Origin of the sequence: Pseudonocardia sp. (assembly GCF_035305885.1) — a bacterium.
In the GTDB taxonomy this organism is placed as follows: Bacteria; Actinomycetota; Actinomycetes; order Mycobacteriales; family Pseudonocardiaceae; genus Pseudonocardia.
The window spans coordinates 1-23,842 of record NZ_DATGOP010000108.1 but is presented as its reverse complement, the minus strand read 5'-3'; the positions used below and the strand labels follow the sequence as shown (position 1 = coordinate 23,842).

The window sequence follows — 23,842 nt, the reverse complement described above, 5'->3', positions numbered from 1 at the left end:
CGGGGGGATCGGCGGTGCGGCTGGCGTGCCGCCCGGAGGGGCCGCGTTCGGTGGGGCCGGCGGCAGCGCCCCGTTCGGCGGGGCCGGGACGGGTGGCACGTCGGCGGGCGGCACCGGGGTGGGCCCCGGAGGGGCGGCCGGCGGTACCTCGGCCGGCGGCGTCGGGGGTGCCACGGCGGGTGGTGGCGGCGCTCCTGGGGCAGCGCCAGGGGGTGGGGTCGAGGCGTCGGTGACGACCGTGACCTGCGGCGGCAACGTCCAGAAGTCCATGTTCCGGCGGTTCACGTACGAGTCGCTCGTGTACCGGTTCATGAGATCGACGGCCCGAGCCGCGTCGTTGGCCGCCTGCTCCTCCACCGCGCGGAGATCGTCGAGTCCGTGGAAGAAGTACGTGGGGTCGTTCAGCGCCTCTTCGATCTCCGCGTTCCACTGCGCCGTGGGTGGCGGCGGCATCTCCGCCCGCAGCTTCTGGGCCTGCTCGGCCTGCGTCTGGACCGCGCTCGCCGTGATCCTCGCGTCGTTCGCCGCGTCGAGCGCCCAGCGGCCGAGTGGGGTCATCGCGCCCCGAGTCGCGTCCGCGGCGGAACCCGCCCACCCCGACTCGGAGCCGTTCAGCGCCGCCGTGATGCGCTGGTCGATCCGCTCGATGAGCTCCGCCGTCCGCGTCCACGCGTCCACCGCCGCCGCCGAGATCGCCGCGCCGGGGCCCTGCTGCACGGCGTCGTAGATCTCCTGGTGGCTGCGCCCCTCCCAGCGGATGTCGCTCACGCCAGGAACCTCTCGGCGTTTACGTCTTCGACCTGCAGATAGCTCGTCTCGATCGCCTTGAGGCTGTCCAGAACCCGCAGCAGCTCCTGTTCGTATTGGCGCATCGCCACCAGTGGGCCCTCGGCCCCGCTGATGACCCGGGCGTCGTAGTGCGCTACGACCGCTTTGCTCGTGTCGTCGCCCAGCCATGGCTGGCGGATGAGGGCCTCGTCCTGCAGCGCGACGAGGTGAGGAGTCAACTCTGCAAGCCCTTCCTCGAAGGCCGCACGGACTGCCGGGATGGCGTCGAGCTGAACACGCAGCAACCCAGGAGGGTGTCTTCCAGGCATCTGCACTCCTTTGCCCTGTTCGCAAGAGGGTAGGGCGATCAGCAGCAGGCCAGCCGGGGAACAGCGGAGATCGTGTGCGATTGCGAACAGCAGGACGTCAGCGGGTTGTCAGAAGAGTGCTCAGGACGTGGTCAGCGACCACGGCCGCGTCATCACACAACTGTTCTTGCGGAACCGGAGGCGTTCCGCCACCGTCGGCGAACCGCACGTCGATGAGCTGACCGGGGGCGATGTCCAGGACGACCGAGCACCACTCCGTAAAGCGCCGCGGTACTGCGGTCAGTCCGGGGAAGCCTTGGATCTCGACCGGGCGAACGTCCACATCGAGGTCGTCTCCTGTGTACCGCTCGATTCCTGTGGTCGAGACCAATGACACGGCCGTCCAGATAGCGCGTGGTTCGAACCCCCGGACCGTGCACGACGGTACATCGCCGCCGGGGTAGAGGCTCGTCCGGCGAACGTCGTGCACCGGCCGTCCGTCCAAGCCCAGCTCAGCCCGTTGGTCTTCTGTGAGGAGGCTGCAGGGATCCACGCCGTCGATGCGGACATCGCGTGGCCGCGTTTGAGCGGTGGTCGTGGGTGCCGCGGGTTCGGCTTGGCCGCTGGTGGTGCAACTAGTGAGGAGGAACAGGACCACGACGACAACGGCACCCCGCAGGCTGGCCACGCGTGCACGGTAGCGGTCCGATCACCCTGTGGTGTGAGATCCGGCGGAGATCACCGCTTGCGCAGATCCGCACGGAGTCTCTTGGGCCGTCGCGGGCGTCGGTCACGCCAGGAACCTCTCGGCGTTCGCGTCGTCGACCTGCGGATAGCTCGTCTCGATCGCCTTCAGGCTCTCTAGGATGCGGGTGAGCTCCTGTTCGTATTGCCGCATCGCCACAAGTGGGCCTTCTGCGCCTGCGATGACCCGGGAGTCGTAGTGCGCCACGACCGTTTTGCTCGTGTCGTCGCCCAGCCACGCCTCAGCGATGATCGCCTCTTGCTGAAGTCGTAGGAGGTGCGGACGTAGTTCCGTCAACGCCTCTTCGAACGCGGCCCGAACGGCTGGCACCGCCTCGAGCCGTACACGGAGCAACCCAGCCGTGTCCTTACCGGGCATACGCACCCCTCACATCGCGATGCTGGCCAGGCTAAGGAACGTGGCCGCATCAGAGCCCGATCCCGCTGAGATTGTTCGCGCTTGGGAACGTCTTCAGCCGTCCGAGAGAAGCGTCTCCATCACCTGGTCCGCGACCGCCGCCGCGTCGGTGCAGAGTTGGTCCTGGGGGACAGGGGGTGTCCCGCCGCCGTCCGCGAAGTGCACGTCCAGCAGCTGGCCTGGGGCGACGTCCACGATGACCGAGCACCACTCGGTGAAGCGTTGCGGTCTCGCGGTCACAGCGGGGAAGCCACGGACCGTTGCAGGTTGAATGTCGACACGGAGGTTGTCCGCCGAGTACCGCTCGATACCGGTGGTGGTGACAAGGCTCAGGCCGACCCAGACGTTCCGTGGCTCGAAACCGCTGATGGTGCAGGACGGGACGTCCCCGCCCGGGTAGAGGCTTGTTGGGCTGCGGTCGAGCACCGGTCTCCCGTCCAGCTTCAGTTCCGCGCGTTGGTCCTCGGTGAGCAGGGTGCAGGGGTCGATTCCGTCAAGGCGGATGTCGCGTGGCCGCTCCGGTGTGGTCGCCGAGGGCGCCGCGGGTTCCGCCTGGCCGCTGATGGCCGTGCACCCGGCGAGGAGCAACAGGGTCATGATCAGCAGTGCACCCCGCACGGACACAGGAGCACCGTAGCGGCCCGATCACCCTGTGGTGGTAGATCCGGCGGAGATCACCGCTTGCGCCGGAACCGCACGAGCCCTTCCTGGACGGTCGTCGCGACGAGCCGCCCGTCCTGCGTGGTGAACCGCCCGGTCGCGAGCCCGCGGGACCCGGAGGCGCTGGGGGAGTAGCAGGTGTAGAGCAGCCACTCGTCCGCGCGGAAGGGGCGGTGGAACCACATGGCGTGGTCGAGGCTCGCCATCTGCAGCCGGTCGACGGGCACGTCGTGGCGGGCGACCACCGAGCCGAGCAGGGTCATGTCACTCGCGTAGGTGAGCAGGCAGACGTGCAGGAGGGGGTCGTCGGGGAGGGTGCCGTCGGCGCGCATCCACACCCGCACCGGCGCGTCGGTGCCGCCCTTCCGCGCGGTCGACCAGGAGGGCTCGTCGACGAACCGCATGTCGATCGGCCGCGGGGTGCGGGCGAGCCAGCCGCCGTCGTCGCCGCGGACGACCCGCTCCCCGAACGTGAGGAGGGTCTCCGGGGCGGGCACGTCCGTCGGGGCCGGGTCGCTGTGGTCGAGCCCGTCCTCGGCCACCTGGAACGACGCGGAGAGCGAGAAGATCGCCTCACCGTGCTGGATCGCGAGCACCCGGCGGGTGGTGAACGAGCGGCCGTCGCGCACGCGCTCGGTCTCGTAGATGATCGGGACGCGGGGGTCGCCGGGGCGGAGGAAGTAGGCGTGCAACGAGTGCACGCCCCGGTCCTGCGGCACGGTCCGGACGGCGGCGACGAGGGCCTGCCCCGCGACCTGGCCGCCGAACACCCTGGTCGGGCTCTCCGGCGGGCTGACCCCGCGGAACAGGTTGACCTCCAGCTGCTCGAGGTCGAGCAGCTCCACGAGCTTGTCGAGCACGGCCTGGCCGCGCGGCACGCCGTCGGCGTCGGTCTCGGGAACGGCGGGCGAACGCGTCACGAGCGCATCTTCTCAGGGGCGGCGCTGCGGAACGCGCGCTGCTCGTCCGCGATCGCCCGCAGGTACTCCACCACGGCGGCGTGCTCCTCCGGGCGGAGCGCCTCCGCGACCCGGTCGAACCGGGTCAGCAGCGGGCCCAGCTCCGCCATCACCGCCTGCCGGCCCGCCTCGGTGAGCTCGAGGATCACGCGCCGCCGGTCGCTGGGATGGCGGACGCGGCGGACGTGGCCGGTCGCCTCGAGCCGATCGACCAGCTCCGTGGCCGACGCGGAGCGCATCCCGAGGCGGTGCCCGAGCTCGACCGGTCCCAGCGGCTCGGGGGACTCGGTGAGCACGCTCAGCGCGCGCACGTCGTTGTAGGGCAGGCCGAGCCGGGCGGCCAGGACGTGGCCCGCGTCGGCGGCGCCGCGCATCACCTCCCACAGCGCCCACGTCGCCTCGGCCGCCGCCCAGCGGGCGCGCTCCCTGGATTCGATCTCGTCGGGCACCCGGCCATGCTACTGTTGCTAGGCAGCCTAGCTACTTGGGAGCCGAAGTGTTGGACCCGTTCGCCACCACCATCCGCCTGATCGACGAACCGGGCACGGCCGAGGCGCTGCGCGCCGCCGGTCCGGTCGTCCGGGCGGAGGCGCCCGCAGGCGGGCCCGCCTGGATCGTCACCGACGAGGAGCTCGCCCGGCGGGTGTGCTCCGACGACCGCGTGGTGAAGGACCCGGCGTACGCACCCGAGACGTGGGACCGGTGGAGGGCGGGGCTGGAACCCACGGCCGCCGAGCAGCCGTCGCTGACCACGCTGGACGGCCCGGCGCACGCCGCGCTGCGCAAGGCGCACGCCCCGGTGCTGTCGGCGAGGCGGGTGCAGGCGTGGGGCGACCGGATCACGCAGATCGCCCGCGAGCAGCTCGCGGCGCTCGACGGCGAGGTCGACCTGATGGCCGACTTCACCACGCGGTACCCGCTCACGGTGGTCTGCGAGCTGCTCGGCGTGCCCGCCGACCGCGTCGACCAGGCCGTCGCGGCCTGCGCGCGGATGCACGACGACTACGGCCCGGCCCAGTTCGCCGGGGTGATGGGGGCGTTCGCCGACCTCGCCAAGGCCGCGCTCGAGCACGGTGGCGTTGCCGCCGAGCTGCGCGACCGGATGCCGGGTGAGATCACCGAACAGCAGTTGCACTACCTGCTGTTCGGGATCATGTGGGCCAGCCAGATCACCACGGACGCGGCGCTCGGGTTCCTCGTCGCCCGGGCGCTCGGCAAGCCCTCGGACGACCCGGTCCGCGACGCCCTGCGGCAGCACCCGCCCGCCACCTACACGCTGTGGCGGTTCACCCGCACCGAGATCGAGCTGGCCGGGGAGCGGCTCCCCGCGCGGGCCCCGCTGCTGGTCGACATCGCCGGCATCAACGCGGCCGGCGGGGACCTCACCTTCGGCGCGGGCCCGCACTACTGCATCGGTGCCCAGCTCGCCCAGCTGGAGCTGCGGGCCGTGGTCGACGTGCTCGCAGCGGACTTCCCGCAGGCGCGGCTGGCCGTGCCGTACGAGCAGCTGCGCCGGGTCGACCGGGGGGTGCAGGGCAGCCGCCTGGTCGAGCTGCCGGTGCTGCTGCGTGGCTGAGCAAGGCTTCCCGCGCGCGACCGGCGCGCACCCAGAGCGCGACTCGCCGGCACCGAGGGCGCGACTCGCGGGCGCTCAGAGCGCGACTCGCGGGGTGGGGCAGGGCTCGAGCGGGTGCACCCACTCCTCCTCGCCGACGGACGGGTTGCTCGGCAGCGGCTGGCGCCTGCCGGTCGGGACGAAACCGGCGCGTCGGTAGACGGAGGCGGCCGCGGCGTTGCCGTCGGCGACCCAGAGCCCGACCTCGCACGCCCCGTCGGCAGCCGCCCAGTCGAGCACCGCCCGCACGAGCCGCCCGGCCACCCCGCGGCCGCGGTAGGCCGGGTGGACCCACATCGAGATCAGGTCGCGGCGGTGCGGGATCCCGTCGAAGGACGGGAGGCCGGCCGCGAGGCCCACCGGGTCGCCGGTCACCTCCGCGACCCACCACGCTCCACCGGCGATGCGGTCGCGCCAGCGGTCATCCGGATCGGACCGCTCCCGGTCGAAGCTGGAGGCGAAGGCGCTCGGCGCGTCCCGCAGGGCCTGCAGGCGCAGGTCGCGCAGCACACCCCACTCGGGTGGGGTGAGCCGGCGGACGCTGACCTCCGTCAGGCGTGGTCCTCCTCGCCCAGGCGGTGGACGCGGATGAGGTTGGTGGAACCGACGGTCCCGGGCGGCGAACCGGCCACGATCACCACGAGGTCGCCCGGCTGGAACCGGTCGATCGAGAGCATCGCCTGGTCGACCTGGCGCACCATCGCGTCGGTGGAGTCCACCGACGGGACGAGGAACGTCTCGACGCCCCAGCTCATCGCCAGCTGGCTGCGCACCGCGGGCTCCGGCGTGAACGCCAGCAGCGGCAGCCGGGTGTGCAGGCGCGCGAGCCGGCGCACGGTGTCGCCGGACTGCGTGAACGCCACCAGCGCGCGGGCCGACAGGCGCTCACCGATGTCGCGGGCCGCGTAGGAGATCACGCCCCGCTTGGTGCGCGGCACGTGGTTGAGCGGCGGGACGCTGACCGGCCCGTCCTCGACGGCCTCGATGATCTGGGCCATCGTGGTGACCGACTTGATCGGGTAGCGCCCGACGCTGGTCTCGCCGGAGAGCATCACGCAGTCGGCGCCGTCGAGCACCGCGTTGGCGACGTCGGACGCCTCGGCGCGGGTCGGCCGCGAGTTGGTGATCATCGAGTCCAGCATCTGCGTGGCCACGATGACCGGCTTGGCGTTCTCGCGCGCGATCTGGATGGCGCGCTTCTGCACCAGCGGCACGTGCTCGAGCGGCAGCTCCACGCCCAGGTCGCCGCGGGCGACCATGATGCCGTCGAAGGCGAGGACGATCGCCTCCAGGTTGTCGACCGCCTCCGGCTTCTCCAGCTTCGCGATCACGGGCAGCCGGGCGCCGTGGCTGTCCATGATCTTGTGGGTCATCTCGATGTCGGCGGGGCTGCGCACGAACGACATCGCGATGGCGTCGACCCGCAGGCCGAGCGCGAACTCGAGGTCGGCGCAGTCCTTCTCGGACATGGCCGGCACCGAGACGTTCATCCCGGGCAGCGAGATGCCCTTGTTGTCGCTCACCGGGCCGCCCTCGGTGACCCGGCAGACGACGTCGTTGCCCTCGACCTTGACGACCCGGAGGGCGACCTTGCCGTCGTCGACGAGCAGCCGGTCCTCGGGGCGGGCGTCGTTGGCGAGGCCGGAGTAGGTGGTGGAGACGCGGTCGTGGGTGCCGGCCACGTCGTCGACGGTGATCCGGACCTCCTCGCCGGTCCTCCACTCGACGGGGCCGCTCGCGAACCGCCCGAGGCGGATCTTCGGCCCCTGCAGGTCCGCCAGAATCCCCACGGCGCGGCCCTCCGCGTCGGCCGCGGCGCGAACCATGTCGTAGACGCGCTTGTGGTCGTCGCGGTTGCCGTGGCTGAAGTTCAGGCGGGCGACGTCCATCCCCGCCTGCACGAGCTCCCGGATCCGGTCCGGCGACGCGGTGGCGGGACCGATTGTGCAGACGATCTTGGTACGTCGGCTCACACGAGCGAGTCTAGCGCGGCTACTGAAACGATCCGGTGACGGATCCAACATCGATTGCGCCTCAGTCCTCGGCGCCCGTCTCCGCCACGAGCCCGGCGGCTTCGATGCCCGCCAGCGCCGCCGCCTCGTCGTTCAGCGAGGTGTCGCCGCTGATGCCGACGGCGCCCAACAGGTTGCCGTCGGCGTCGCGGATGAACACCCCGCCCGGGACCGAGACGACCTTGCCCCCGGAGAGGGCGACGATCGTGGTGTAGAGGTCGGGGGCGGCCTCGGCGCGGGCGGCCAGGGCGCGGTTGTTCATGCCCATGCCGAGGATCCCGTAGGCCTTCGCGGTCGCGAGGTCGGGCCGCAGGTAGCCGGATCCGTCCTGGCGGGCGAGCGCGACGAGCGCGCCACCGGGGTCGAGCACGGCCACCGTCAGGGGCTGGAAGCCGTGGTCGGTGCCGTACTGCAGTGCGGCGCGCACGATGGTCTGAGCCTGGTCGAGGGTGATCGGCATGGGGCCGATCCTGCCCCCTCCGCCGGATTCAGCCCACCCGGGTGAGCCGCACCAGCGGGATGACCCGGTCGCCCGCGGTGCGCTCGTAGTCGGCGAACCCGGGGCGCTCGGCCACGACGCGCTTCCAGAACTCGTCGCGCTCGGCCCGGGGGAGCTCCTCGGCGACCGCGGTGTAGCGCTCGGCGCCGACCTCGACCTCGATCTTCGGGTTGGCCTTGAGGTTGAAGTACCAGGCCGGGTGCTTCGGCGCGCCGCCGTTCGACGCGACGATCACGGTGCGCTGGTCGTCCTCGGGGAAGTGGACCAGCGGCGTGACGCGCTCGGCGCCGGACCTCGCGCCGACGTGGTGGACGAGGATCATGGGTACGCCCTCGAACATGCCGCCGACGCGGCCGGAGTTGGCGCGGAACTCCGCGACGATCTTCTCGTTCCAGTCGCTCATTTTTCCCTCACCACAGCAGCAGGATCCCGGCCGCGACGACCACGGCCGCCGCCGCGAGCAACCAGAACAGCGCCACCCACATTCCCCGGGGCACCCACGTGAGCGCGCCCAGCATGTCGGCGTCCGAGGCGCCCCTGCGCCGGGTGAGCCGCAGCTCGTGCACCGCGCGCACGCCGCCGAACACGAGGAACCAGCACAGCGCCGCCGCGAACCCGTCCTGCAGCCGGGGCGTGCCCCACCAGGCGACGGAGCCGACGAGCGCGCCGGTGGCGAGCACCGCGAAGACGCCGAAGGCGTTGCGGACGTGGAACAGCGTGGCCACGAGCAGGGCGGTCGCGATCCACAGCATCAGCGCGGTCTGCTCGGCGGCCACCAGCAGGGCGCCGCCGATGCCGAGCAGGGACGGCGCCGGGTACCCGCCGAGGAAGGTCAGCACCAGCCCGGGGCCGCGGCGGGCGCCCGTCGAGACCGTGAGCCCGGACGTGTCGGCGTGCAGGCGGATCCCGGTGAGGCCGCGCCCGGCGAGCACCGCCACCAGCGCGTGGCCGCCCTCGTGGGCGATCGTCACGACGATGCGCGTCCACCGCCAGGCGGCGGTCCAGGAGACCGTGAGCAGCGCGAGCGCCGCGGCCAGCAGCACGGCGGGGCGTTCGTCGGCCAGTGCGGAGAGGGTGCGTCCGAGCGTCGCGAGGCCGTCACCCACGCGAGCCAGTCTGGCACGCGCGAGAATCCGGGTTTGACCTTCCAGCCGCTGGAGACTCGAGGATCGCCTCGTGGCCGATGAACCCCTGCTGACGATCGGGCAGCTCGCCCGGCGCACGGGCGTGCCGGTGCGCACGATCCGGTTCTGGTCCGACGAGGGCGTGCTGCCCGAGACGGACCGGTCGGCCGGCAACTACCGCCGGTACGACAGCCGGGCCGTGGCGCGGCTCGACCTCGTGCGCACGCTGCGCGAGCTCGGGATGGGCCTGGACGACATCCGGCTCGTCCTCGAGCGCAAGCGCAGCGTCGAGGACGTGGCGGCCGCCCACGTGCAGGCCATCGACCACCAGATCCGCGTCCTGCGCACGCAGCGGGCGGTGTGCACGCTGCTCGCGCGGGGCGCCCCCTCTCCACGGAAGGCGGCACTGATGAACGACCTCGCCCGGCTCTCCGCCGCCGAGCGGCAGCAGATGATCGACGAGTTCGTCGACGCGACGTTCGCGGGCACCGATCCCGACGCCCCCGGCGCCGCGATCGCGACCAGCATGCGGACGCTCCCGGCCGAGCTGCCCGACGAGCCGACCACGGAGCAGGTGGAGGCCTGGGTCGAGCTCGCCGAGCTGGTGAACGACCCCGCGTTCCGCGCCCGGGCGCGGGAGATGGCGGTGGCCGGTTCGCAGGCCGACCGCGACCAGCCGCAGTTCGACCCGGAGCCGATCGTCGAGCACGCCGGCGGCGCCGTCGACGCCGGGATCGCGCCCGACTCGCCCGAGGGCCAGGCCGTCCTCGCCCGGATCATCGACCCCGGCATGGACGCGGCCGCCCGCGACGAGCTCGCCGACACGATCGACACCTTCACCGACCGGCGGGTGCACCGCTACTGGGAGCTGCTCGGCATCCTCAACGGCTGGGGCAGGCCCCCGTCGCGGGTCGAGCCCTTCGAGTGGTTCAGCGCGGCCCTGCGGGCGCACGACTGACCAGAACATACGCACCCAGCCCGCGACCGACCTGCACTCACACCGCGACTCGCCGACACCGAGGGCGCGACTCGCCGAAGCGTCGGCGAGTCGCGGCGTGGGTGCGCGCGAGTCGCGGGCTGGGTGCGGGTGCGTCAGTCCTTGCGGCCGCTGAGCGCGAGGCCGGCGCCCATCACGATCAGGCACGCCCCGCCGATCCCGCCCATCCAGCGCAGCCGGCCCGGGGAGGTGGCGAGCCACTCGCGGGCCGTGCCCGCCGCGAGGCCCCACGCGCTGTCGAGCACGGCGGCGATCATCGCGAACAGCAGCCCGAGCACCAGCATCTGCGTGGTCGGGTTGCCCGCCGTGGTGTCGACGAACTGGGGCAGCACGGCCGCGAAGAACACCAGCACCTTGGGGTTGGTGAACCCCACGACCACGCCCTGCCAGTACAGCCGCCCGCCGGCGGGCCCGGCGGGTTCGCCGATCCGGCCGACCAGGTCGCCGCGCTTGCGGATCGTCTGCACGCCCAGGTAGACGAGGTAGGCCGCGCCGACGAGCTTGAGCGCGGTGAACACGGCGATCGACCGGGCGGCGATCGCGCCGAACCCGAGCGCCACGACCACGACCACGAGCGCGGCCCCGGTGGTGTTGCCCGCGACGCTCGCCAGCGCCGCCCGCCTCCCGTGCGCCAGCGCGCGTCCGACGATGAACAGCACGCTGGGCCCCGGGATGATCACCAGGATGACGCCTGCGACGGTGAACGCGATCAAGGTCTCGACCGAGGGCACGCCGCGACGCTACCGGCGCCCGGCCCGACCCGTCGCCGGGTTTCCGCGTCAGCCCAGCTTGGCGATGGCGAACGACTCGGGCGGCAGCGTGATCGCCGTGCCGTCGCCCTTCACCGGCTCCGAGGCCAGCAGGATCCGCTCGATCGGCGCCTCCAGGTCGAGGGTGCGCGCCTCCGATCCCAGGTTGCAGACCAGGCGCAGGGTGCCGCGGTGCAGGACCACGGTGCGCGAGGCGTCGTCGCCCCCGACCGCCACGTCGTCGAGCCACGGGTCGGACAGCTCCGGCCACGCCTTGCGCAGCGCGATCAGCTCCCGGTACGTGGTCAGCAGGCTCGCGTGCGGCTCCTGGGTGAGCTCGTCCCAGTCGAGCTTGGAGTCGAGGAAGGTGCTCTCCGCGTTCGGGTCCGGCACCTCGGTCTCGCCCCAGCCGTGCGCGGCGAACTCGCGCCTCCTGCCCTCGCGCACCGCGTCGCGCAGCGCCGGGTCGGGGAAGTAGGAGAAGAACTGCCACGGCGTGCGCGCGCCCCACTCCTCGCCCATGAACAGCATCGGCGTGAACGGCGAGCAGAACACCAGCGCGGCGCCGCAGGCCAAGAGGCCCGGCGAGAGCAGGTGGCTGAGCCGGTCGCCGGTGGCGCGGTTGCCGATCTGGTCGTGGTTCTGCAGGTAGGCGAGGAAGCGGTGGCCGGGGATGCGCCGGGTGTCCACCGGGGCGCCGTGGGTGCGCTCGCGGAAGCTCGACCACGTGCCCTCGTGGAAGAACGCGCGGGTGAACACGCGGGCCAACCCGGGGATGCCCGCCTCGGCGAAGTCGGCGTAGTAGCCCTGCGACTCCCCGGTCAGCACCGCGTGCAGGCTGTGGTGGATGTCGTCGCACCACTGCGCGTGCAGGCCGTACCCGCCCGCCTCGCGCGCGGTGACCAGCCGCGCGTCGTTGAGGTCGGACTCGGCGATGAGCGACAGCGGCCGCCCGACGTGCGTCGACAGCGCCTCGACCTCCACCGCCATCTGCTCCAGCAGGTGGGTCGCCCGGCTGTCGTGCAGCGCGTGCACGGCGTCGAGCCGCAGCGCGTCGACGTGGAAGTCACGCAGCCACATCAGCGCGTTGTCGATCGCGTACCGGCGCACCTCGTCCGAGTGCGGCCCGTCCAGGTTGAGCGACGGGCCCCAGATGTTGCTGCCCGCGAAGTACGGGCCGAACCGGTCGAGGTAGGCACCCGACGGGCCGAGGTGGTTGTAGACGACGTCGAGCACCACGCCGAGCCCGCGGGCGTGGCAGGCGTCGACGAACCGCTTGAACCCGTCGGGCCCGCCGTAGTTCTCGGTGACCGCGTACCAGCCGACGCCGTCGTAGCCCCAGTTGCGCGGCCCGTCGAACGCGTTGACCGGCAGGACCTCCACCATGTCGACGCCCAGCTCGACGAGGTGGTCGAGCCGCTCGATCGCCGCGTCGAAGGTGCCCTCGGGCGTGAACGTGCCGATGTGCAGCTCGTAGAGCACGCTGCCGGGCAGCTGGCGGCCGGTCCAGTCCTGGTCGGTCCAGAAGAACGCGTTGTCGTCGTAGACCCGCGACGCCCCGTGCACCCCGGTCGGCTGCCAGCGCGAGCGGGGGTCGGGCAGGGGTTCCTCCTCGTCGTCCAGGAGGAAGGCGTAAGCGGTGCCGGGTGCCGCGTCCGCCACGGTGGCGTGCCACCACCCCGTGGTCCCGGCCGAGGGGTCGGGGGACATCTCGTACGCGGTGCCGTCCACCAGCACCCGGACGCGCCTGCGCTCTGGCGCCCACACGGCGAAGTCGGTCACGGGCGCCGATCCTGCCAGCCTTCCGGTGGGGGCACCGGCCCGACGCCGCTCGCGCTCAGGCCGGCCGTGCGACGTAGAGCACGTCGAACGGGTCGTCCGGCACGTCGTGCACCGCGACCTGCCCGAACCCGGCGTCGGTCAGCATCCGCCGCGCGAGCTGCTCGCCCCACATCGTGCCGAGCCCGGCGCCGCCCCGCGCCAGCGAGACGGTCATGCAGTGCAGGGTGCTGATCCCGTACAGCAGCGGGGCGAGCGGGTTGTCGAGGTTCTCCTCGAGGACGCTCGAGCCCTTGGTGTCGAGCATGACGAACACGCCGCCGGGGGCGAGCGCGGCCCGGATGCGCGCCAACACGCCCGCCGGATCGGCCTGGTCGTGGATCGCGTCGAAGGCGAACACCGCGTCGAACGGCGGGTCGGTGGGCAGCCGGAGGACATCGAGCACCTCGAACGCGGCGTTGCCCACCCCCCGTTGCGCCGCCTCGGCGCGGGCCGCCGCGATCGCGTCCTCGGCGAGGTCGTAGCCGACGAACGTCGAGCGGGGGAACGCGCGGGCCATGAGGGCGACCGCGTGCCCGGTGCCGCAGCCGACGTCGGCGACCCGGATCCCCGCCGCGAGCCGGTCGACGAGATCCCCGGCGAGCGGGAGGATCCCGTCGACGAGCTGGTCGTCGAACAGGCCGCGCGACAGCCCGTCCATGACCTCGGTGAACTCCGGTCGGAACGCCTCGTACGGCACCCCGCCGCCTTCGCGGAACGCCCTGGCCACCCCCGGCACGTGCGTCGCGAGCAGCGACGCGGCCCGGCTGAAGGGCGCGAGGTTGAGCGAACCCGGCCCGGTGAGGCAGACCGCGTGCTCGGGCGGGAGCGCGTAGCGCCCGGTGGCCGGGTCGTGGTCGACGATGCGGGCGGTGACGAGCGCGGCGAGGCACTCGCGGACGTAGCGCTCGACCAGGCCGGCCCGCGTGGCCAGCTGCTGGCTCGTGCCCGGCCCCGCGGCGAGCGCCTCGAGCAGGCCGGTGCGGTGGGCGAGGTCGATCATCAGCGTGACGACGCCATCGGTGATGGTGGCCAGGAGGCGCTCGGCGAACCGCTCGACCCGGGCCTCGTCGAGCGGGTCCGAGGTGGTCGTCTCGGTGGTCATGCCGTGACGCTAGGAGCGGCGCCCGGCCGGGCTCATCGAGCGAATCGCGCATCCTCGCCGAGCGCGGGATGGGTCGTTTCACCCATGGCCGCCAGGCCGTGCCGGTGGGCGTACGCCGCCGCGGCGGTGCGCGAGGTGACGCCGAGCTTGGTGAAGATGTTCGACAGGTGCCGGGCGACCGTCTTCTCGCTGATGACGAGCTCGGCGGCGATCTCGCGGTTGGTGCGGCCCGCGGCGAGGAGGGCGAGCACCTCGGCCTCCCGCTCGGTCAGCCCGTCCGGCCGGGCCGGTCGACCGCGCAGCGCCGCGACCGACGCCGCGTCGGGGCGCGCCCCCAGCCGCTCGAACGTCTCGGCCGCGGCGGCCAGCTCGAGGTCGGCACCGTCGGCGTCGCCGAGCGCCCGGTAGGCGGCGGCGAGCAGCACCCGCACCCGCGCGCAGTCGTAGGGCGCGTCGAGCTCCTGCCAGCGGCGGCAGGCCAGCCGCAGCGCGGGGAGGGCGTCGACCGGGCGGTGCTCGGCGAGCAGCACCGCCCCCCGGGCCTGGTGCGCGGCCGCGGTGAACCCGGGGCTGTCGAACGCCACCGCCGTCTCCGCGAGCTCCGCGGCGGCCGCGCGCGCCGTCTCGTGGTCGTCGGCGGCGAGCGCGATCTCGACGGCGGCCGCGCAGAGCCGGGCCCTGACGAGCCGGTTGCCCGTCTCCGCCACCAGCGCCGCGCGGATCGACGCCACCGCAGAGGCCGTCCGGCCCTGGGCGAGCCGCAGCAGCGCGAACCCCGGCTGGGGGTCGCGGCCTGCCCGGTGCGCGTCCCGGTAGGCGCATTCGGCGGCGGCCAGGTCGCCGCGCAGGCGGTGCAGCTCGCCCAGCAGGTAGTGGGCCTCGGCGAAGGTGTCGCGGCAGATGCCGTCCAGCTCGGCGCACACCTGCGTCGCCTCCGCCTCGGCGCGCTCCCACTCACCCGCGAGCTGGAGGAGCCACGACCGGTGGACGCGGCAGATCCCGCCGAACAGCACGGCCACCGGGAGCGCGGCGAGCCACCCGGCCGTGGCCGCCACCCACTGCCGCGCGCGGCGCAGGTCGCCCAGCTCGTAGCAGGCGGCCATCAGGTGGCAGTAGATGTTGCCCGCCCACTCCGGCGACAGCCGGCCCTCGAGCACCGCGACCATCGCCTGGTCGAGCAGCGCCATGCCCTCGGCCACCCGGCCCTGGCGCAGCCGGATCCGGCCCTCGCCCAGCAGGCTCGCGGCGACGAGGGTGGGGTCGGCGACCCGGTGCCCCATGGCGCGGATGCGCCGGGCGGCCGCCACCACCGCGTCGCCGTCCGGCCCGTCGAGCGCGCCCTCCACCTCCACCAGGTAGGCGAGGTAGCCGTGTTCGGGGCACTCCGGTTCGCCCTGCAGGACCTGGGCGGCGCGGCCCAGCCAGGCGGAGCCGAGCGCGGACTCGCCGCGCAGCAGGTGGTTCATCGCCACCCCGACGGCCGCCGTCGCGGCCGCCCGCCGCCGCCCCTGCGCGAACAGCGCCCGGTAGGCGTCCGCGCCGGCCGCGATCGACTCCTCCACCAGGCCGGACCACCACGCGCAATCGGCCAGCGCCGCGAGGTCGTCCCCGGTGAGCTCCTCCCGGGCGCGGGCGGCCCGGAACGCGGCGCGCGCGTCGGGCCACCGGTGTTCGCGGTGGGCGGCGCGCGCCGTGGCGAGCAGCGCTTCCACCTCGTTCACGACGCACCGCCGGGACGGTCCGGGAGGCGACACAGCCTAGTGCCCCAGGCCGGATCGGCCCAGGTCCGGACCGGTTACGCGGGACGGACGAGCAGCGCCACCGGGTAGCGCGCCAGCACGTCGGCCAGCCGCGGTGTCGCCCCGTCGATCGGGGTGTCGGTGATGACGTCGTGCCAGTCGGTGGTGCCCTCGGGCAACGGGAGCACGGTGTCGCCCCACCCGCCGCGTTCCGCGAGGCCCACGGGCAGCCGGGTGGCCACCGCCACGAGCGACGCGGAGCGGGCGAACGCCACGGCGTGCCGGGCGGCCGGGCCCTCCGCGGCGAGCGGTCGGTAGCCGGTGAACACCTCGGGCCGGTAGCGGCGCAGCCGCAGCGCGCTCGCGGTGACGAGCAGCTTCGCCGCGCCGTCGGCCTCCACGTCGGGCAGCCACCCCTCGTCGAGGCGGGCGAGCAGCTGCCTGCGGGCCTCCCAGTCGACCGGCCGACGGTTGTCCGGGTCGACGAGGGAGTAGTCGAACAGCTCGGTGCCCTGGTAGACGTCCGGGACCCCCGGACCGGCGATCTGCAGCAGCTTCTGGCCCAGCGAGTTGGAGCGGCCGGGCCCCGCGATCCGGGAGACGAACTCCTCGATGTCGGCCACCAGCTCGGCGTCGGCGAGCACCTGCTCGGGCCACGCCGCGATGGCGTCGTCCACCTCCGGCACCGGGTCGACGTGGCTGGTGACGAGCTTGGCCTCCTTGGCCGCCTTCACGAGGTAGGCCGACATGCGCTCGGCCGGGATCGGCCAGGCGCCCACGAGGTTCTGCCAGGCCAAGAGCTCGAGCGACCGTTCCGGCAGCGGGTGCGCCACGGCCCACTTGCGCATGCGCTCGGCCCACTCGGCCGGGATCTCGGACAGGACGGCGAGGCGGGCACGGACGTCCTCGGACCGCTTGGTGTCGTGGGTCGACAGCGTGGTCATCGTCGCGGGCCAGCCCGCCTCCCGCGTGGCCATCGCGCGGTGGAACTCCGCGGGCGACACCCCGAAGCGGGACGGGTCGCCGCCGACCTCGTTCAGCGCGACGAACCGGTTCCACCGGTAGAACGCGGTGTCCTCGACGCCCTTGGCCATCACCATCCCGGACGTCTGCTGCACCCGGGTGGCGAGCGGGCCGGTCGGGTCGGCGAGCATCGCGTCGCGGATCGCGAGCAGGACGTCGGCGAGGTCGGGGCGGTGCGTGCGCGCCACGCTGACGGCGGTCTCGAGCGCCTCCCGGCCCTCGGGCAGGTAGCTGCGGTAGACCGGGTAGCCGCACAGGAGCTCCGCCACCGCGGTGCGGACGCGGTCGGCGGCCGCGCCCGGCTCCTCCTCGGTGGACGGCGCCGCCTCCGGCACCGGCACCAGCGCGGCGATGCGCCGGACCTCGGCGGCGAGGAGCGTGTCGGCGACCTCGCGGCGCGCGTCGTGCTCGACCGCCCGGGCCGACCGCTTGGACCCGGTGTGCTCGGCGGCGAGCTGGGTGAGCAGGCCCGCGCCGTCGGGGTCGATGAACACACCCTGGATCTCGCGCAGCGCCTCGTAGCCGGTGGTCCCGTTGACCGGCCACGACGCGGGCAGCTCCTCGCCGACGCCGAGGATCTTCTCCACGAGCAGCCACCGGTTCGGGCCGATCGCGGCGCGCAGCCGGCGCACGTAGCCGCCGGGGTCGGCCAGGCCGTCGGGGTGGTCGACGCGGATGCCGTCGACCTCGCCCGCCTCGACCCAGCGCAGGACCTCCCGGTGGGTCTTGTCGAAGACCTCCGGCACCTCCACCCGAACCGCCGCGAGCGTGGAGACGTCGAAGAACCGGCGGTAGTTCAGCTCGGCCGCACCGCGCTTCCACGACACCAGGCGGTAGTGCTGGCGCGCGTGCACCTCCTGCGGGGTGCCGGTGTCGCCGGTGCCGGGCGCCACCGGGAACTCGCGCTCGTAGTAGCGCAGCCGGGTGCGGTCCTCGGAGAGGGTGAGCTCGGAGAGGGCCTTCTCCTCGTCGGCGTCGAGGACGGGCAGCAGGATCGGGCCCGCGTCCCAATCGATGTCGAACGTGCCCGCGTGCTCGGACTCCCGGCCGTGCGCGAGGACGTCCCACCACCACGGGTTGGCCTGGGGGACGTCCACGCCCACGTGGTTGGGCACGATGTCGACCACGAGCCCCATCCGGTGCTCGCGCACCGCCGCGGCGAGCGCCCTGCGACCCTCCTCGCCGCCGCGCTCGGCCGAGACCCGGGTGGGGTCGACGACGTCGTAGCCGTGGTTGGACCCGGCGCCCGCCTCCAGGATCGGCGAGGCGTAGACCGCGCCGACCCCGAGCGCGTCGAGGTAGGGCACGAGCCCGACGGCGTCGCGGAACGTGAGGTCCTTCGACAGCTGGAGCCGGTAGGTGGAACTGGGTGCGGGGGAGTGCAACCGGTTCACGCGCCCGCCCTCGTGTGCTGCAGGACGATCACCGAACGCGCCGGCACCGTGACCACACCGCCGCCGTCGACGGTCGCCGGCTCGGCGGCCGCCACTCCGGGCGTCGAGGACAGGGACACCACCTCACCCGCCGCGGTGTCGACCACGACCGCCCACGGCGTGCCGTACTCCTTGCCGGGCAACGTGACGTCGATGTCCTCGTGGTGGGCGTTGAGGCAGAGCAGGAACGAATCGTCGACGACCGGTTCGCCGCGCGCGTCGTTCTCGGCCATGCCCTGGCCGTTGAGGAACATCGTCACGCACTTGCCGAAGCCGGAGTCCCAGTCCTGCTCGCTCATCTCCTCACCGGACGGTGTGAACCAGGCGATGTCGGCCAGGGCCGCCCCCGCCTTGCGCCTGCCGACGGGACGTCCCGCGAAGTACTTGCGCCTGCGGAACACCGGGTGGGCGTTGCGCAGCGCGATGACGCCCGCCGTGAAGTGCAGCAGATCCGCGTTCTTCGTCGCGAGCGACCAGTCGACCCAGGACGTCTCGTTGTCCTGGCAGTAGACGTTGTTGTTGCCGCCCTGGGAACGGCCGAGCTCGTCGCCGTGCAGCAGCATCGGCACGCCCTGGGACAGCATCAGCGTGGTGATGAAGTTGCGCTGCTGGCGGGCCCGCAGCGCGAGCACCGCCGCGTCGTCGGTCGGCCCCTCGACGCCGCAGTTCCACGAGCGGTTGTGGCTCTCGCCGTCGTTGCCGTCCTCGAGGTTGGCCTCGTTGTGCTTCTCGTTGTAGGAGACGAGGTCGGCGAGGGTGAACCCGTCGTGCGCGGTGACGAAGTTGATCGACGCGTACGGGCGGCGGCCGTCGTGCTGGTAGAGGTCGGAACTGCCCGTGATGCGGGAGGCGAACTCGCCGAGCGTGCCCGGCTCGCCCCGCCAGAAGTCGCGGACGGTGTCGCGGTACTTGCCGTTCCACTCCGTCCACAGCGGCGGGAAGTTGCCGACCTGGTAGCCACCGGGGCCGACGTCCCACGGCTCGGCGATCAGCTTGACCTGGCTGATCACCGGGTCCTGCTGCACGAGGTCGAAGAACACCGACAGCCGGTCGACGTCGTAGAACTCGCGGGCGAGCGTCGAGGCGAGGTCGAAGCGGAAGCCGTCGACGTGCATCTCGGTGACCCAGTACCGCAGCGAGTCCATGATCAGCTGCAGCGTGTGCGGGTTGCGCACGTTCAGCGAGTTGCCCGTGCCGGTGTAGTCCATGTAGTAGCGCGGGTCGTCCTCGACCAGCCGGTAGTAGGCCGCGTTGTCGATGCCGCGCAGCGACAGCGTCGGGCCCATGTGGTTGCCCTCGGCGGTGTGGTTGTAGACGACGTCGAGGATCACCTCGATGCCCGCGTCGTGCAGGTCGCGGACCATCGCCTTGAACTCCTGCACCTGGTTGCCGGTGCGCCCGCCCGCGGTGGCGTAGGCGTGGTGCGGGGCGAGGAAGGCGATCGTGTTGTAGCCCCAGTAGTTGGAGAGGCCCTTCTCCTGCAGGTGGTGGTCGTTGAGGAACTCGTGCACCGGCATGAGCTCCACCGCGGTGACGCCGAGCGTCTTCAGGTGCTCGATCATCGCCGGGTGCGCGAGCCCGGTGTAGGTGCCGCGCATCTCCTCGGGGATGTCCGGGTGGTTGATCGTGAGGCCCCGCACGTGGGCCTCGTAGATCACGGTCTCGTGGTACGGGGTGCGCGGTGCGCGGTCGGTCCCCCAGTCGAAGAACGGGTTGACCACCACCGACTTCGGCACGAACGGCGCCGAGTCGCTGTCGCTGCGGCCCTCCGGGTCGCCGAACGGGTAGCCGAAGACCGCCTCGTCCCAGGTCACCGGGCCGTCGACGGCCTTGGCGTAGGGGTCGATGAGCAGCTTGTTCGGGTTGCACCGCAGGCCCTGCGCCGGGTCGTAGGGCCCGTGCACCCGGTAGCCGTAGCGCTGGCCCGGCTCGATGCCGGGCAGGTACCCGTGGTGGACGAACCCGTCCACCTCGGTCAGGGGTATGCGCGTCTCCTCACCTTCTGCGTCGAAAAGGCACAGCTCGACCTGCTCCGCGACCTCGGAGAAGATCGCGAAGTTGGTGCCGGAACCGTCGTAGGTGGCACCCAGGGGGTAGGCGTGGCCCGGCCACGGCCGCATCGGCTTCCTCCGGCGTCTCGGTGATGACCGCCGAAGGCTACCCGCGTCACCCGATTCGATGCGCAGGTCGCGGGCATCAGGCCAGGCGCGCGGGAAAACCGCCGGTGGCGACCGGGCCCCACCGGGTCGGCGTGATCCGGATCAGCGCCTTCCCCTGCTCCCGCATGGCGCGCCGGTACTCGTCCCAGTCCGGGTGCTCGCCGGAGATGCAGCGGAAGTACTCGACGAGCGGTTCGAGGGCCTCGGGGAGCGTCAGCAGCTCCGCGTCGCCGTCGACCTGGACCCAGGCGCCGTTGAACTCGTCGGAGAGCACGACGACCGACGCCCTGCCCTCGCGGGCGACGTTGCGCGCCTTCGCTCGTTCGGGGTAGGTCGAGATCACGATGCGGCCCTCGGCGTCGACGCCACCGGTGACCGGCGAGCCCTGGACGCCGCCGTCCGTGCGCGGGGTCAGCAGGACCATCTTGTGGCGGCAGCGCACGAAATCGACGAGGGCGTCCCGGTCGACCTGCGTGTTGGTGGCGATGGTGCGGGGCACGGGGGCCGAGCCTACCGGGGCCGCCGATACCCTTGTCCGCGATGAGCACCCTCTTCACCCGGATCATCGACGGCGAGCTGCCCGCGCGTTTCGTCTGGTCCGACGACCGCGCAGTCGGCTTCCTGTCGATCAACCCGCTCGGTCCCGGACACACGCTCGTGGTGCCCCGCGAGGAGGTCGACCACTGGGTCGACGCCGAGCCCGACCTGCTCGCGCACCTCACCTCCGTCGCCCGCACGGTAGGCCGGGCGGTCCGCGAGGTCTGGCAGCCCCCGCGGGTCGGGCTGATGGTCGCCGGCTTCGAGGTGCCCCACCTGCACGTCCACGTGTTCCCGGCGTGGGACATGCGCGCCTTCGACTTCGCCAACGCGGCGCCGTCGGTGGAGGCCGCCGAGCAGGAGGAGATCGCCGAGAAGCTGCGCGCCGCCCTCCGCGCGGCCGGGCACGCGGAGCACGTGCCCGACTGACCTCCCGGATCCGCCCCCGACGGGCCACCCCGCCTGGTCGGTATCCGATCGTGGCCCCGTTCGTCGGCGAGTGGACTCATCGACGTGTACCTGTGCCGGTTCGGCATCGCCCCGACCGACGTGCAGGTCTCCTTCTGGGGGCATTGGCTGCTCGGTGCGGCGGCGACCCGCGGCGGGCGGGCTCGGCGTCTCCATCGGCGTCGCGGTTCCGCCGTCTGGGCTTGGGGCTGTGGCTCGGCGTGGTCATGGCGAGCCGGCCGGTGCGATCTACTTCCTGACGGTGCACATCGCGGTCGCGGAGCGGGCCCGGCTCACCCCGAGCAGACGGCCGGGTCGCGGTGCGGTCGGCACCGTCGGGTCCGGTGCTCCTCGACGGGCAGGCGGTCGCGCTGCGGATCGTGCTGGCCGGGGGACACCTGCACCTGATCGGACGGGACGGCATGACGCGCGCCACGCCGGCTCGCGCGAGGCCCTCCTCTCGCCGATCCTTGCCGGTCGGAGGTGTCATCGTGCAGCTGGTCCTCGTGCGGCACGCGTTGCCGCAGCGGATCCACCCCGCCGACGCCCCGGCCGCGGACCGGCCGGGCGGCCCCGCCGATCCGCCGCTGACCCCGCGCGGCGAGGAGCAGGCGCAGCGGCTCGTCGGCGCGCTGGCGGCGGAACCGGTCGCCGGGCTCTACACCAGCCCGCTGACCAGGGCGCGGGCCACGGCGGCGCCGCTCGCCGCGGCGCTCGGGCTCGAGCCGATCGTCGTCGACGACCTGCGCGAGTACGACGCCGACGCCGCGCACTACGTGCCGGTCCACGAGATGCCGCGGCTCGACCCCGCCGCGTGGGAGCGGATGCGCGCAGGCCTCCTGCCCGAATCGGTCGACGTCGGCGCCTTCACCCGCCGCGTCGCCGCCGCCTTCGAGGGCATCATCGCCGCGCACCCCGGGCGGGAGACCGCGGTGGTCGTCGCCCACGCCGGCGTCGTGAACACCTGGCTCGCGCAGCTGCTCGGGCTGGACCGGCCGCTCGTGTTCCCGCTCGACTACACCGGCATCACCCGGGTCCTCGCCGGCCGGGACGGCCGCCGGGTCGTGCGCACCGTCAACGAGATCGCCCACGTGGCCGACCTGCTCACACCGCCCGCACCCACCCCGGCGCCCCCACGGGGTGACGCGGCACGGTGCTCTCCGTGACGCGAGCGGACGCGTTCCTGCTCCCGCAGGGCCCAGCGGGTGACGCAGCGGAGGCGATGTTGCGTCGGGCGGGCGACAGCGGGCAGCATGCCGAGCGAACGACACGCACCGCGCATGATCATTTACGGTGGGTTAGCCCGAACGAGTCGGCCGGCAGGAGGGCGCAACCGCATGAGGGGTAGCGGACTCGGAGCCGTGTTCCGCGTCCCCGAATTCCGGGTCGTGTGGACCGCCGAGCTGCTGTCGATCGCGGGCGACCAGCTCGCCCGCGTCGCGCTCGCCGTCCTCGTGTTCGACCGCACCGGCTCCGCGGTCTGGGCGGCCGTCGCCTACGCGCTGACGTTCCTCCCCGCGCTGGTCGGCGGCGTGCTCCTGTCCGGGCTCGCCGACCGGTACCGACGGCGCGAGGTCATGATCTTCTCCGACGTCGCGCGCGCCGTGCTCGTCGCCGTGATGGCGATCCCCGAACTGCCCCTGTGGCTGCTGTGCGCCGTGCTCGTCGTCGTCGTGCTGCTCGGGTCGCCGCACACGGCGGCCCAGGGCGCGCTGTACCCCGAGATCCTCGCTGGCGAGCTCTACGAGCGCGGGCTCGCGGTCCGGCAGATCACCAGCCAGACGGCGCAGCTCGTCGGCTTCGCCTCCGGCGGGCTGCTCGTCGCCGCGCTGAGCCCCGGCGTCGCGCTGCTCGGCAACGCCGTGTCGTTCGCGCTGTCGGCGGTCGTCCTGCGCGTCGGCGTGGCCGACCGCCCCCCGCCCGCCCCGATCCACGGGTCCGACGAGTCGATCGGCGGGCTGCGCGGCATCGTCGCCGGCCTCGTCGAGATCGCCACCGACCGGCGCCGCCGCGCGCTCGTGGTGCTCGCCTGGCTCGTCGGCTGGTACGTCGTGCCCGAGGCACTCGCAGCCCCGTACGCGGACCAGCTCGCCGCGGGACCGGCCGTCGTCGGCCTGCTCATGGCCGCCGACCCGCTCGGCAGCGTGCTCGGGGCGTGGTTGTTCGTGCGGTTCGTGCCCGCCGCCGCGAGGGCGCGGCTCGTCGGGCTCATGGCCGTGGCGGCCGGTGTCCCGCTGGCGCTGTGCATCCTGCGCCCGGGCGTCCCGCTCACCCTTCTCCTGTGGGCGGTGTCCGGGATGCTCTCCACCGCCTACCTGCTGCAGACCCAGGCGAGCTTCGTGCGCGCGACCCCGGACGGGGGGCGTGGTCGCGCGATCGGCGTCGCCGCGTCGGGGATCATCGCGGCCCAAGGGGTCGCGGTCCTGGTCGGGGGCCTGCTCGCCGACGCGTCGGATCCCGCCACCGCGGTCGCGGTGGCCGGAGCGGTCGGGGCGGTGTTGTCGGCCGGTGGCGCCGTGGCCTGGCATCGCGCCAACCGTGGCGCCGACGCCGAGACCGAGGCCGAGCCCGCGGTCGCGGGCCGGGGCTAGTACTGCAACGGCAGTTAGTGGTCACGGTGGTCGATGGCCGCGTCGGCGGTAGTGGCATGTTCGGGCCTGGTGCTGTCGTCGGCGTCGCCAGGTCGACCAGCGCAGGACGGTCTGCACGCAGGTCACGGGGGCGAGGA

Annotated in this window: 24 protein-coding genes; 5 read left to right on the top strand and 19 right to left on the bottom strand. The window is 73.2% G+C overall.

All coding sequences use genetic code 11. The features are described from left to right. From VKZ81_RS22550 to VKZ81_RS22520, 7 genes are all read right to left on the bottom strand, one after another. On the bottom strand, positions 1-768 hold a 768-nt coding region (locus VKZ81_RS22550), incomplete at its 3' end, for a PPE domain-containing protein (protein WP_324243638.1). Then, on the bottom strand, positions 765-1,073 hold the full coding sequence (locus VKZ81_RS22545) for a hypothetical protein (protein ID WP_324243637.1): 309 nt from the start codon (positions 1,071-1,073) through the stop codon (positions 765-767). The genes VKZ81_RS22550 and VKZ81_RS22545, both read right to left, overlap by 4 nt. Before the next feature lie 121 nt (positions 1,074-1,194). Further along, positions 1,195-1,764 (bottom strand): DUF3558 domain-containing protein, encoded by a 570-nt coding sequence (locus tag VKZ81_RS22540; protein WP_324243636.1) that lies wholly within the window; start codon positions 1,762-1,764, stop codon positions 1,195-1,197. 102 nt (positions 1,765-1,866) lie between these two features. Beyond that, positions 1,867-2,199 (bottom strand): hypothetical protein, encoded by a 333-nt coding sequence (locus VKZ81_RS22535; protein ID WP_324243635.1) that lies wholly within the window; start codon positions 2,197-2,199, stop codon positions 1,867-1,869. Positions 2,200-2,292: 93 nt separating this feature from the next. Next, on the bottom strand, positions 2,293-2,835 hold the full coding sequence (locus VKZ81_RS22530; RefSeq protein WP_324243634.1) for a DUF3558 domain-containing protein: 543 nt from the start codon (positions 2,833-2,835) through the stop codon (positions 2,293-2,295). Positions 2,836-2,912: 77 nt separating this feature from the next. Next, entirely contained in the window at positions 2,913-3,818 is a 906-nt protein-coding gene (locus VKZ81_RS22525) for an acyl-CoA thioesterase (protein WP_324243633.1), read from the bottom strand. Then, positions 3,815-4,306 carry a MarR family winged helix-turn-helix transcriptional regulator gene (locus tag VKZ81_RS22520; protein ID WP_324243632.1) on the bottom strand — a complete coding sequence of 164 codons (492 nt, stop codon included), beginning with the start codon at positions 4,304-4,306 and terminating at the stop codon, positions 3,815-3,817. Before VKZ81_RS22520 ends, VKZ81_RS22525 begins: the two co-directional genes overlap by 4 nt. A 35-nt stretch (positions 4,307-4,341) precedes the next feature. Here VKZ81_RS22520 and VKZ81_RS22515 point away from each other — a divergent pair, with 35 nt between their 5' ends. Further along, on the top strand, positions 4,342-5,433 hold the full coding sequence (locus tag VKZ81_RS22515; RefSeq protein WP_324243631.1) for a cytochrome P450 family protein: 1,092 nt from the start codon (positions 4,342-4,344) through the stop codon (positions 5,431-5,433). 75 nt (positions 5,434-5,508) lie between these two features. Here the strand turns inward: VKZ81_RS22515 and VKZ81_RS22510 are convergent, their stop codons facing one another. The 5 genes from VKZ81_RS22510 to VKZ81_RS22490 form a co-directional block, all read right to left on the bottom strand. After that, a complete protein-coding gene (locus VKZ81_RS22510; RefSeq protein ID WP_324243630.1) occupies positions 5,509-5,982 on the bottom strand; it encodes a GNAT family N-acetyltransferase in 474 nt (157 codons plus the stop codon). Positions 5,983-6,023: 41 nt separating this feature from the next. Further along, positions 6,024-7,445, bottom strand: coding sequence for a pyruvate kinase (pyk, locus tag VKZ81_RS22505; RefSeq protein ID WP_324243629.1), 1,422 nt, complete (start codon positions 7,443-7,445; stop codon positions 6,024-6,026). 61 nt (positions 7,446-7,506) lie between these two features. Beyond that, complete coding sequence (locus VKZ81_RS22500) at positions 7,507-7,944, bottom strand: GlcG/HbpS family heme-binding protein (RefSeq protein ID WP_324243628.1); 438 nt, start codon at positions 7,942-7,944, stop codon at positions 7,507-7,509. Between the two features lie 28 nt (positions 7,945-7,972). After that, on the bottom strand, positions 7,973-8,386 hold the full coding sequence (locus tag VKZ81_RS22495; protein ID WP_324243627.1) for a nitroreductase family deazaflavin-dependent oxidoreductase: 414 nt from the start codon (positions 8,384-8,386) through the stop codon (positions 7,973-7,975). Between the two features lie 7 nt (positions 8,387-8,393). Then, positions 8,394-9,089 (bottom strand): M50 family metallopeptidase, encoded by a 696-nt coding sequence (locus VKZ81_RS22490; RefSeq protein WP_324243626.1) that lies wholly within the window; start codon positions 9,087-9,089, stop codon positions 8,394-8,396. 70 nt (positions 9,090-9,159) lie between these two features. On the opposite strand from VKZ81_RS22490, the gene VKZ81_RS22485 reads away from it, so the two are divergent. Continuing rightward, a complete protein-coding gene (locus VKZ81_RS22485; RefSeq protein ID WP_324243625.1) occupies positions 9,160-10,065 on the top strand; it encodes a helix-turn-helix domain-containing protein in 906 nt (301 codons plus the stop codon). A 134-nt stretch (positions 10,066-10,199) separates the two neighbouring features. On the opposite strand, the gene VKZ81_RS22480 is transcribed toward VKZ81_RS22485, so the two are convergent. The 7 genes from VKZ81_RS22480 to VKZ81_RS22450 all read right to left on the bottom strand — a co-directional run bounded on the left by VKZ81_RS22480 (position 10,200) and on the right by VKZ81_RS22450 (position 20,629). Continuing rightward, entirely contained in the window at positions 10,200-10,835 is a 636-nt protein-coding gene (locus VKZ81_RS22480; RefSeq protein ID WP_324243624.1) for a LysE family translocator, read from the bottom strand. Between the two features lie 48 nt (positions 10,836-10,883). Next, positions 10,884-12,635 carry a malto-oligosyltrehalose trehalohydrolase gene (gene treZ / locus VKZ81_RS22475; protein ID WP_324243623.1) on the bottom strand — a complete coding sequence of 584 codons (1,752 nt, stop codon included), beginning with the start codon at positions 12,633-12,635 and terminating at the stop codon, positions 10,884-10,886. 55 nt (positions 12,636-12,690) lie between these two features. Further along, a complete protein-coding gene (locus VKZ81_RS22470) occupies positions 12,691-13,776 on the bottom strand; it encodes a methyltransferase domain-containing protein (protein ID WP_324243622.1) in 1,086 nt (361 codons plus the stop codon). A gap of 32 nt (positions 13,777-13,808) precedes the next feature. Beyond that, a complete protein-coding gene (locus VKZ81_RS22465; RefSeq protein WP_324243621.1) occupies positions 13,809-15,497 on the bottom strand; it encodes a helix-turn-helix transcriptional regulator in 1,689 nt (562 codons plus the stop codon). Between the two features lie 74 nt (positions 15,498-15,571). Further along, positions 15,572-17,923: a malto-oligosyltrehalose synthase gene (gene treY, locus VKZ81_RS22460; protein ID WP_414709446.1), complete on the bottom strand. Its 2,352-nt coding sequence runs from the start codon at positions 17,921-17,923 to the stop codon at positions 15,572-15,574. 5 nt (positions 17,924-17,928) lie between these two features. After that, positions 17,929-20,091, bottom strand: coding sequence for a glycogen debranching protein GlgX (glgX, locus tag VKZ81_RS22455; RefSeq protein ID WP_324243619.1), 2,163 nt, complete (start codon positions 20,089-20,091; stop codon positions 17,929-17,931). Between the two features lie 76 nt (positions 20,092-20,167). After that, the gene (locus VKZ81_RS22450) at positions 20,168-20,629 is read right to left on the bottom strand and encodes a PPOX class F420-dependent oxidoreductase (RefSeq protein WP_324243618.1); all 462 of its coding nucleotides are present in this window, start codon (positions 20,627-20,629) and stop codon (positions 20,168-20,170) included. 41 nt (positions 20,630-20,670) lie between these two features. Here VKZ81_RS22450 and VKZ81_RS22445 point away from each other — a divergent pair, with 41 nt between their 5' ends. From VKZ81_RS22445 to VKZ81_RS22435, 3 genes are all read left to right on the top strand, one after another. Next, positions 20,671-21,096 (top strand): HIT family protein, encoded by a 426-nt coding sequence (locus VKZ81_RS22445; protein WP_324243617.1) that lies wholly within the window; start codon positions 20,671-20,673, stop codon positions 21,094-21,096. A gap of 509 nt (positions 21,097-21,605) precedes the next feature. Then, positions 21,606-22,280, top strand: a complete 675-nt coding sequence (locus VKZ81_RS22440) for a histidine phosphatase family protein (RefSeq protein ID WP_324243616.1) — start codon at positions 21,606-21,608, stop codon at positions 22,278-22,280. A 171-nt stretch (positions 22,281-22,451) separates the two neighbouring features. Continuing rightward, positions 22,452-23,705, top strand: coding sequence for an MFS transporter (locus tag VKZ81_RS22435; protein WP_324243615.1), 1,254 nt, complete (start codon positions 22,452-22,454; stop codon positions 23,703-23,705). Positions 23,706-23,842 lie beyond the last annotated feature (137 nt).